The organism is Sphingomonas sp. Leaf231 (assembly GCF_001421995.1).
GTDB lineage: Bacteria > Pseudomonadota > Alphaproteobacteria > Sphingomonadales > Sphingomonadaceae > Sphingomonas.
In genome coordinates this window covers 673,586-682,841 of sequence record NZ_LMLS01000001.1, presented here as the reverse complement: position 1 = coordinate 682,841, position 9,256 = coordinate 673,586, and the positions used below count along the sequence as shown (strand labels likewise).

9 protein-coding genes are annotated in these 9,256 nt (G+C 68.3%); 6 read left to right on the top strand and 3 right to left on the bottom strand.

From position 1 onward, the window contains the following. The first annotated feature begins 49 nt into the window (after positions 1-49). The 4 genes from ASE95_RS03375 (at position 50) to ASE95_RS03360 (ending at position 4,616) form a co-directional block, all read left to right on the top strand. Positions 50-2,923 (top strand): M16 family metallopeptidase, encoded by a 2,874-nt coding sequence (locus tag ASE95_RS03375; protein ID WP_082449486.1) that lies wholly within the window; start codon positions 50-52, stop codon positions 2,921-2,923. A gap of 12 nt (positions 2,924-2,935) precedes the next feature. Beyond that, positions 2,936-3,235 carry a hypothetical protein gene (locus ASE95_RS03370; protein WP_056631416.1) on the top strand — a complete coding sequence of 100 codons (300 nt, stop codon included), beginning with the start codon at positions 2,936-2,938 and terminating at the stop codon, positions 3,233-3,235. A gap of 143 nt (positions 3,236-3,378) precedes the next feature. Next, positions 3,379-3,792, top strand: a complete 414-nt coding sequence (locus ASE95_RS03365) for a Dabb family protein (protein ID WP_235528163.1) — start codon at positions 3,379-3,381, stop codon at positions 3,790-3,792. Between the two features lie 74 nt (positions 3,793-3,866). Further along, complete coding sequence (locus tag ASE95_RS03360; protein ID WP_056631412.1) at positions 3,867-4,616, top strand: SIMPL domain-containing protein; 750 nt, start codon at positions 3,867-3,869, stop codon at positions 4,614-4,616. Positions 4,617-4,936: 320 nt separating this feature from the next. Here ASE95_RS03360 and ASE95_RS03355 read toward each other — a convergent pair whose 3' ends face one another. From ASE95_RS03355 to ASE95_RS03345, 3 genes are all read right to left on the bottom strand, one after another. Further along, positions 4,937-6,007: a 5-(carboxyamino)imidazole ribonucleotide synthase gene (locus ASE95_RS03355; protein WP_056631410.1), complete on the bottom strand. Its 1,071-nt coding sequence runs from the start codon at positions 6,005-6,007 to the stop codon at positions 4,937-4,939. Continuing rightward, the gene (gene purE, locus ASE95_RS03350) at positions 6,004-6,480 is read right to left on the bottom strand and encodes a 5-(carboxyamino)imidazole ribonucleotide mutase (protein ID WP_056631407.1); all 477 of its coding nucleotides are present in this window, start codon (positions 6,478-6,480) and stop codon (positions 6,004-6,006) included. The genes ASE95_RS03355 and purE overlap by 4 nt, the downstream gene beginning before the upstream one ends. Before the next feature lie 90 nt (positions 6,481-6,570). Next, a complete protein-coding gene (locus ASE95_RS03345; RefSeq protein WP_056631403.1) occupies positions 6,571-7,569 on the bottom strand; it encodes an LLM class flavin-dependent oxidoreductase in 999 nt (332 codons plus the stop codon). Positions 7,570-7,756: 187 nt separating this feature from the next. Between ASE95_RS03345 and ASE95_RS03340 the strand changes: the two genes are divergently transcribed. Both ASE95_RS03340 and dapD read left to right on the top strand, forming a co-directional pair. After that, the gene (locus ASE95_RS03340; RefSeq protein WP_056631401.1) at positions 7,757-8,422 is read left to right on the top strand and encodes a pyrimidine 5'-nucleotidase; all 666 of its coding nucleotides are present in this window, start codon (positions 7,757-7,759) and stop codon (positions 8,420-8,422) included. After that, positions 8,419-9,246 carry a 2,3,4,5-tetrahydropyridine-2,6-dicarboxylate N-succinyltransferase gene (dapD, locus tag ASE95_RS03335; protein WP_056631398.1) on the top strand — a complete coding sequence of 276 codons (828 nt, stop codon included), beginning with the start codon at positions 8,419-8,421 and terminating at the stop codon, positions 9,244-9,246. The genes ASE95_RS03340 and dapD overlap by 4 nt, the downstream gene beginning before the upstream one ends. The last annotated feature ends 10 nt before the right edge of the window (positions 9,247-9,256 follow it).

The following is a 9,256-nucleotide window of genomic DNA, read 5'->3' as shown; positions in this document are numbered from 1 at the left end:
GTTGCCGATGGCTTGTCGCGCGCCGCTTGCGGCCCCGCACAGGCGCGCTATGGTTTCGCCAGACACTTTGTCGTGGGGAGCTTCACTTTTGGCCTATCGCGCGTTTCTGGCAGCCGGCACGGCGCTGGCGGTTCTCTCCTCCCCGGTCCTCGCGCAAGGCGCGCCCGCGCCCGCGCCGGTGTCCGCCCTCGTGAAGGCGGTCGACATTCCGTACGAGCAATTCACGTTGAAGAACGGTCTGCGCGTCATCGTTCACACCGATCGCAAGGCACCGATCGTCGCCGTAAGCGTGTGGTACGACGTCGGTTCCAAGCATGAGCCGAAGGGCAAGACCGGCTTCGCGCACCTGTTCGAGCATCTGATGTTCAACGGCAGCGAAAACGCGCCCGGCGACTTCTTCGAGCCGCTGCAACAGGTCGGCGCGACCGATTTCAACGGCACGACCTATTTCGACCGCACCAACTATTTCGAGACGGTGCCGACCGCAGCGCTGGACCGCGCGCTGTTTCTCGAATCGGATCGGATGGGGTATCTGACCGGCGCGATCACGCAGGCGGTGCTGGATGAGCAGCGCGGCGTGGTACAGAACGAGAAGCGGCAGGGCGACAATCAGCCTTATGGCCTGCTTCAGTACAAGGCGATCGAAGGACTGTTCCCCGCCGGCCATCCTTATGGCCATTCCACGATCGGATCGATGGCCGATCTGGACGCCGCCAGCGTGGCTGACGTCAAGAACTGGTTCAAGAGCCATTACGGCCCGAACAATGCGGTGCTGGTGCTGGCCGGGGACGTCGACGTCGCCAGCGCCCGGCCGCTCGTGGAGAAGCATTTCGGCGCGATCGCGGCGGGGCCGAAGAGCGTCGCGCCGCCCGCGCCGGTGCCCTCGTCGCTGCCTGGTCGCGCCAGCGAGGTGATGAAGGACCGCGTCGCCGCGACGCTCATCATGAAGGAATGGGCGGTTCCGGGGCTGAACGACAAGGATGCGGCCGCGCTTCAGGTCGCTGCCGGCGCGCTGGGTGGCCTCGCCAGCTCGCGCTTCGACAACGTGCTGGTGAAGGGTGAGAAGCTGGCGGTGCAGGCGTCGGCGGATTATGAATCGTTCGCGCAGGTCGGCACGTTCCAGATCACCGCGATCGTTCGCCCCGGCGTCGATCCCGCGGCGGTGTCGACGCGGATCGACCAGCTGGTCGCCGAGTTCCTGAAGAACGGCCCGACTGCGGACGAGGTCAACCGCTACGTCACCAGCACGGTGGCCAACCGGATCGGCGGGCTGGAAGCGGTCGGCGGTTTCGGCGGCAAGGCGACCGCATTGGCGGAGGGCGCGCTCTATTCCAACGATCCCGGCTTCTATAAAAAGCAGCTGGCGGCGCTGGCCGCGCAGACCCCCGCGACGGTGAAGGCGGCGGTCGGCACATGGCTGACCCGGCCGTCGTACCAGATCCAGATCGTCAACGGCGACCGCGACGCTTATGCCGAATCCAAGGCGGTGCCGCCGGCCAAGGTCGTCGAGGCACCCGAGCCACCCGCCAAGGGAACGCGCGGCGCGATCCCCGCGGTCGGCGAGGTGGCCGGCCTGTCGTTCCCGAAGGTGGAGCGGTCGCGGCTGTCGAACGGCATCGAACTGATCTACGCCCAGCGCGCCGTCGTGCCCATTACGCAGGCGGTGCTCAGCTTCGATGCGGGCGTGGCGGCGGACGTTGCCGACAAGCTCGGCACGCAGCAGCTGACGCTCAGCATGATGGACGAGGGCACGGCCAAGCTGGATTCGATCCGCATCGCCGAGGCGCGCGAGCGGCTGGGCGCGTCGATCGGCAGCGGCAGCAGCGCGGACCGCACCACGCTGTCGTTACGCGTGCCGAGTGCCAATCTCGCGGCGGGCGCCGACCTGTGGGCGGACATCGCACGCGCACCGTCCTTCCCCGAAAGCGAGCTGGGCCGCGTCAAGACGCAGCAGCTGACCGGCATCGCGCAGGAACTGACCAGCCCGCAGGGGCTGGTGCAGCGCGTGCTGCCACGGCTGGTGTCGCCCGGCTCGCCTTATGCCAAGGCGCAGGGTTCGGGTGACGCGGCGGCGGTCGCGTCGCTGACCCGCGCCGATCTGATCGCGTTCCAGCAAGCGTGGCTGCGGCCGGACAAGGCGAAGATCTTCGTCGTGTCGGATCGTCCGCTGGCCGAAATCCGTCAGGTCATGGAAGCGCGGTTCGGCGACTGGAAGCCGACCGGTGCGGCCGGCACCAAGGCGTTCCCGGCCGCGACCGCGTCGGTGACGCCGCGGATCGTGTTGATCGATCGCCCCAACAGCCCGCAGTCGATCATCGCCGCGGGCGTGCAGACCGGCTTGAAGGGCACGGACGACCTGCTGCCGGTCGAGGTCGGCAACGACGCGCTGGGCGGCAGCTTCCTGGGGCGGCTGAACATGGACCTTCGCGAGGACAAGCACTGGTCCTACGGCGTCAGCGGCAATTTCAGCCGCAAGGCGATGGGCGCGCCGTACGTGCTGTCCGCGCCGGTGCAGGCCGACCAGACCGGCCCCGCGCTGGCGGCGCTGCGCAGCGACATCTCGCAATATCTGGCGGCGAAGCCGATGACGCAGGACGAGTTCGCAAGGGCGATCAACTCCGGCACGCGGTCGCTGTCGGGCGACTTCGAAACGTCGGACAATGTGCTGGCGGCGATGCAGACGAACGACCTGTTCGCACGGCCGGACGATTATTATGCGACGATCACGCAAAAGTACCGCGCACTGACGCTGCCGCAGGTGACCGCGGCAACGAAGGCGGCGATCGATCCGGCGCGCTTCGTCTGGGTGGTGGTAGGCGAGGCTGCGAAGGTGAAGCCGCAGCTTGACACGCTGGGGCTGCCGGTCGAGGTCATGCCCGCTGCCGCGGTGGCCGGAACGCCTCCGGCAACTGTCGTGAAATAAGGAGCGAAAACAATGGCCGGAGTGGATGGCACCTACGATTGCACGGTGAAGTCGCCGCTGGGCGACCAGAAGCTGACGCTGACGGTCACGCAGTCCGGTGACACCTTCACCGGGCAGGCATCGGGCGCGATGGGCGCATCGGACGTGAACGGTACGGTCGATGGCAACACGCTGGCGTGGAAGCAGCAGATGACGGTGCCGATGCCGATGACGCTGGACATCACCGCCACCGTCGATGGCGACACGGTGAACGGCAACGTCGGCGCGGGCGCGTTCGGCAGCTTCCCGTTGACCGGTACGCGCACCGCCTGATCGGGGTACGCGGGATGTGGCGGGCGGCGCGGGGGGAGCGATCCTCCCGCGCCGTCCGTGTATTTGGCGCTGGCAAGTTACGGCCGGACAAGGTTAATCCCTGAGGGCACCGGCGAACGCCGCCGGTCAGGGAGAGCGAAGGCATGGACGCGGGACGCAGGGAGATGATGGCGATGATGGCAGCGGGCGGTGCCGGGATGGCGGCGGCAGTGCTGCCAGGCGAGGCGCAGGCGGCGACGGTCGTTCCCGCCAAGGTGCTGCACCATGTGTTCTTCTGGCTGAACGAAGCGGGCTCGACATCCGACCGCGAGCGGCTGATCGCGGGGTTGCGCACGCTGGCGGCAATTCCGGCGGTCCGCGCGCTGCACATCGGCGTGCCCGCCGATACGGAGGCGCGCGACGTGGTCGACGGTAGCTATCAGGTGTCCGAGCTGATGTTCTTCGACACGGTGGCCGACCAGAAGGCGTACCAGGATCACCCCATCCACAAGGCGTTCGTCGCCGAATGCGAAAAGTTGTGGCGCAAGGTGGTGGTGTACGACACGTTGCGGGTGTGAGCGGCAGCCCAGCGTGACACGATCGCGTCATCGACCTCCGCCAGGGTAGCGATAGTGACGAGTGGGGGAATGACATGCGCGGATTCATCGCGACGGCGGCGCTGCTGGCAGCCATCCCGGCGCTGGCGCAAGAGCCCGCAGGGCGAACCATTCAGGTGACCGGAAGCGGCGTGGTGCAGACGCCGCCGGACGTTGCCATGATGGTCGTCTACCTGCGCGGCGAAGGTGCCGATCCGGACGCGGCGACGCGCCAGCTGGCTGCGCGGCAGAAGGCGGTGGCCGGCGGGCTCGCCGGGCTGCTGGGACGCGAAAGCGAGCTGACGACCGGCAACGTCACCGTCGTCGGAGCGCGGAGCGGCACGTGCGCCGACGGGCAGGGCTACAACAGCCAGCCGCGGGTCAGCACCGGCGATTGTACGATCGTCGGCTATATCGCGACGATGCAGACCAACGTGCGGACGCGCAACGTGGGCAAGGCCGCGACCGCGATCGGCCTGGCCGCGCGACTGGGGGCCAGCGACGCACGGCTCGAAGGATTCGTCCTGTCGAGCCCCGAGGCAGCGCAGGCGCGCGCCGGCCTTTCCGCGATGGAGGATGCGCGCCAGCGCGCGACGATGCTGGCGCGCAACGCCGGCGTGCAACTCGGGCCGCTGATGGAAGTACGCGACCAGCCCGGCTTTGGCGGGGGCCAGCGGGTGCAATTCGGCGAGGCTCCGCCGCCACCACCCCCTCCGCCACCGCCACCACCGATCGAGCTCGATGCCAAGCCGCGGCCAATCGAAACGCGTGCGCAGGTGTTCGTCCGGTACGCGATCGCGCCATGACGCAGCGTCGGAGGCCAAAGGGCGAAGTCCGCCGGGGCCGCGTCCCGGCGCTCTGATGTTCGCAATAGCGGACTGCGTTGACGCTTCCCCTTCTACGGCCGGGCGACGTTTAGCCGGTTTCCCTGCAAGGGCCGACGTTGCGAGCTTGGCGACGCAACCCAGGGTGTCGTGCGGAACGCCGGAGTGCACCGGTACGCGCGCAATGACGGGTGGCGCGAGCAAGTCTTCATGATCGTGGGAGCGCGGTTCGCCCGCACGGATTGATCATCGTCATTGGGGGGGGCAGTCCGGCACCGGTGAGGCGCTGGATGCCGATCCCGCTAGCGCGCCAGCCGGGTGACGTGCCCCATCTTGCGGCCCGGGCGCGTCTCGCGCTTGCCGTAGAGGTGGAGGTAGGTGTCCGCGGCGGCGACGTAATCGGGCCAACGTTCCCAATCGCTGCCGATTAGATTCTCCATCTCCACGCCGCGCGCGGTCAGCGCGGTATCGCCGAGCGGCAGGCCGCAAATCGCGCGGACATGGTTGGCGAACTGCGAGGTTGACGCGCCCTCGATCGTCCAATGCCCGGAATTGTGGACGCGCGGGGCCATTTCGTTGAAGACCGGGCCGTCGGCGCCCGCGAAGAACTCGCAGGTCAGCACCCCGACATGGCCCAGCGCATCGGCGATCCGGCCGGTCAGCGCCGCCGCCTCGGTCCATTGCGCGGCGATCGGGGCAGGGGCGGGCAGCGTCGAGCGGTGGAGGATCGCGTCGCGATGCTCGTTCCACGGCGGCGGGTAGCTGGTGATCGTGCCATCGCGCCCGCGCACCAGCAGGATCGAGAATTCGTGCGAGAAGGTGACGAACGCCTCCAGGATCGCAGGGCCGCCGATCGCCTCCCAGGCGGTGTCTGCATCGGTGGGCGAGGCAAGGCGCATCTGCCCCTTGCCGTCATAGCCGAAGCGGGTCGTCTTCAGCACCGCGGGACAACCGATCGCCGCGATCGCGTCGTCCAGTTCCTCACGGGTGTTCACCGCCTGCCAGCGCGCGGGGCGGCCGCCGACCTCCTCCACGAACGTCTTCTCGCGAACGCGGTCCTGCGCGACCTCCAGACTGAGGGGGGAGGGGTGGACGGACACGCGCTCCGCCAGCCACTTCACGGGGCCGGCGGCGATATTCTCGAATTCGTAAGTCACGACGTCGCACTGCGCGGCGAAATCGGCCAGCACGACCTTGTTGTGGTAATCGGCGCGCGTCAGCGAGGAAGCGGTCTGCGCGGCGACGCTTTCGCGGTCGGGGGCGAGAACGTGGGTGCGATAACCGAGGTCGGCGGCGGCGCTGGCGATCATCCGGCCGAGCTGCCCCCCGCCGAGGATGCCGATCGTGCTGCCGGGCGGGACGATCTCGCTCATGCCGGGTCGATCGCCACGGCGTCGGTTTGCCCGGCGCGCCATGCCTGCAGGCGTTGCGACAGCGCAGCGTCCGACAGCGCCAGGATCGAGGTCGCGAGCAGGGCGGCATTGATCGCACCCGCCTTGCCGATCGCCAGCGTGCCCACCGGCACCCCGCCGGGCATCTGCACGATCGACAACAGGCTATCCATGCCCTTCAACGCCTTGGATTCCACCGGCACGCCCAATACCGGCAAATGCGTCATCGACGCCGCCATGCCGGGCAAATGCGCCGCACCGCCCGCCCCTGCGATCACGACTTTCAGCCCGCGTTCGGCCGCGCTCGTGGCGTAATCGTACAGGCGTTGCGGGGTGCGGTGCGCGGACACCACCTTCGTCTCGTAAGCAACGCCCAGCGCGTCGAGCGTCTCGCTCGCGTGCCGCATCGTTTCCCAATCGGAAGTGGAGCCCATGATGATGCCGATGTCCGCCATCGCGTGCGGTTAGCGGGGCGGAACGGGGAGGGCAATATGCGAGTCGCAGCACCTCGCCAGAAAGGTCATGACTCCGGTGGCGTGGCGACCTTATGCCGCCAGCTTCATCCCCTGCATCGCCTCGGCGGCGAGCGCGATCGAGTGGCGACGCGCCTGATGATCGTACACTGCGCTGGTCAGCATCACCTCGTCCACCTGCGTTCGCGCGACGAAGGCGGCGATACCCCGCGCCACATCGTCGCGGGTGCCGACCGCGCTGGCGGACAGCGCATGGTCGAGAATTGCGGCATGCTGCGGCGGAAGCGACGCGCGGTAACCGGAAACTGGCGGCTTCATGCGACCGGGATTGCCGGTGCGCAGCCCGACGAACTGCTGCTGCTGCGAACTGGCGAGCAATTCCGCCTCCTCGCGCGTGTCGGCGGCGAAGACGTTGAACCCGGCCATCGCATACGGCCGCGCGAGCGTGGGCGAGGGCCGGAAGTCGCGGCGATAGGTCGCCAGCGCCTGATCGAGCAGGTCGGGCGCGAAATGCGAGGCGAAGGCATAGGGCAGGCCGAGCATCGCGGCGAGTTGCGCCCCGAACAGGCTGGAGCCGAGGATCCACATATCCGGCTTTGCCCCCGCGCCGGGCGTGGCGGTGATGCCGGTGCGGCCGTCGTCCGCGAAATAGCTCTGCAATTCCACGACATCGCGCGGGAAGTCGTTGGCGTCGCTCGACAGGTTGCGACGCAGCGCATGCGCGACCCGCTGGTCCGAGCCCGGCGCGCGACCGAGGCCCAGGTCGATGCGGCCGGGGAACAGCGCATCAAGCGTGCCGAATTGCTCGGCGATCTGGAGTGGCGCCGCATTGGGCAACATGATCCCGCCCGCGCCGACGCGGATGTTCTTCGTGGCGTGGCCGACGTGGGCAATCACCACCGCGGTGGCGGCCGAGGCGATGCCGGTCATGCCGTGATGCTCCGCCACCCAGTAACGGTGGAATCCGAGCGCCTCGGCATGGGCGGCAAGATCGGCGGCGTTGGCCAGCGATTGCGCGACGGAGCCGCCTTCGGTGACGGGGACGAGATCGAGGAGGGCGTATCGGGTCATGGACGGAAGATGGGGATGACGCGGCCGGATCGCCACGTCAGCGTCGCTATCGCACGGGAAAGCGCGACTTTCGGTTCGCGAGAGGATTGGCCGCGATGGGGCGGACGGGCGCGCATCGCCCCGCATTGCGGCATTGGCGCGCACACCACCTTTCCCCCTTCCGCCGAAGCCTCTAGGAACCGCGCCCATGCACCCCGCCTTCGCGCACGTCGACACGTGGATCTTCGACCTCGACAACACGCTGTACCCGGCGCGTGCCGACCTGTTCGCGCACATCGACCGGCGCATGACCGCGTTCATCGCCGATTTCCTGCGCGTCGACGCGGTCGAGGCGCGGCGTATCCAGAAGGAGTATTTCCTCGGCCACGGCACGACACTTGCCGGCTTGATGGCCGATCACGACGTCGATCCGCAGGCTTTCCTCGCCTATGTCCACGATATCGAGATGGACGCGCTGGAGGAGAATGCGCCGCTCGCCGCCGCGTTGGCGCAATTGCCGGGCCGCAAGCTGGTCTTCACCAACGGTGACCGGCCCTATGCGCTCAAGGTGCTGGAGCGGCTGGGGCTGGGGCAGAGTTTCGAGGCGGTACACGATATCGTCGCGATGGATCTGGTGCCAAAACCCGCCGTCGCCGCCTATGCCGGGCTGTGCGCCGCGTTCGCGATCGATCCGACCCGCGCGTTGTTCGTCGAGGATATGGCGCGGAACCTGAAGCCGGCCAAGGCGATCGGGATGACCACCGTGTGGGTGGACAACGGGTCCGAGCAGGATCACGACGCCGACCGATCCTATGTCGACCACCGCGTGACGGACGTCACCGCGTGGGTCCAGTCACTGTTGGAGGACCAATGACCGCCGAGCTTTCCGCCACGATCGATGCCGCTTGGGAAAACCGCGCCGAACTGGGCCTGACCACTGGGCGCGCGGTGCGCGTCGCGGTGGATCGTGCGCTGGCGCTGCTGGATGCGGGCGAGGCGCGCGTCGCGGAACCGGACGGCGCGGGCGGCTGGCGGGTCAACCAGTGGCTGAAGAAAGCGGTGCTGCTCAGCTTCCGCCTGAACGACAATGTGCTGATCGACAACGGTCCGGGTGCGGGACACTGGTTCGACAAGGTGCCGAGCAAGTTCTCCGGCTGGAGCGAGGCGGAGTTCCGCGCGGCCGGCTTCCGTGCGGTGCCGGGCAGCGTGGTGCGGCGCGGCGCGTTCGTCGGCAAGGGCGCGATCCTGATGCCCAGCTTCGTCAACATCGGCGCTTATGTCGGCGAAGGCACGATGGTCGACACCTGGGCGACCGTGGGCAGCTGTGCGCAGATCGGCAAGAACGTCCACCTTTCGGGCGGGGCGGGGATCGGCGGCGTGCTGGAGCCGCTGCAGGCCGATCCGGTCATCATCGGCGACGGCGCATTCATCGGCGCGCGGGCCGAAGTGGCGGAGGGCGTCCGCGTCGGTGAGGGCGCGGTATTGTCGATGGGCGTCTATCTCGGCGCTTCCACCAAGATCATCGATCGCGAAACCGGCGAGACGTTCCGCGGCCACGTGCCACCCTATGCGGTCGTCGTGCCCGGCTCGACCGGCGGCGGGGAGGGCAAGCCGGCGCTATATTGCGCGGTGATCGTCAAGCGTGTCGATGCGCAGACCCGCAGCAAAACCAGCATCAACGATCTGCTGCGCGATTGACGTCGTGTAT

What these genes read in the sequence shown, in the direction of transcription:
- ASE95_RS03365 (WP_235528163.1), top strand. Translation starts at nt 3,379, where the DNA reads ATGGACGCGGGACGCAGGGAGATGATGGCGATGATGGCAGCGGGCGGT.
- ASE95_RS03360 (WP_056631412.1), top strand. Translation starts at nt 3,867, where the DNA reads ATGCGCGGATTCATCGCGACGGCGGCGCTGCTGGCAGCCATCCCGGCG.
- ASE95_RS03340 (WP_056631401.1), top strand. Translation starts at nt 7,757, where the DNA reads ATGCACCCCGCCTTCGCGCACGTCGACACGTGGATCTTCGACCTCGAC.
- ASE95_RS03370 (WP_056631416.1), top strand. Translation starts at nt 2,936, where the DNA reads ATGGCCGGAGTGGATGGCACCTACGATTGCACGGTGAAGTCGCCGCTG.
- dapD (WP_056631398.1), top strand. Translation starts at nt 8,419, where the DNA reads ATGACCGCCGAGCTTTCCGCCACGATCGATGCCGCTTGGGAAAACCGC.
- ASE95_RS03345 (WP_056631403.1), bottom strand. Translation starts at nt 7,569, where the DNA reads ATGACCCGATACGCCCTCCTCGATCTCGTCCCCGTCACCGAAGGCGGC.
- ASE95_RS03355 (WP_056631410.1), bottom strand. Translation starts at nt 6,007, where the DNA reads ATGAGCGAGATCGTCCCGCCCGGCAGCACGATCGGCATCCTCGGCGGG.
- ASE95_RS03375 (WP_082449486.1), top strand. Translation starts at nt 50, where the DNA reads ATGGTTTCGCCAGACACTTTGTCGTGGGGAGCTTCACTTTTGGCCTAT.
- purE (WP_056631407.1), bottom strand. Translation starts at nt 6,480, where the DNA reads ATGGCGGACATCGGCATCATCATGGGCTCCACTTCCGATTGGGAAACG.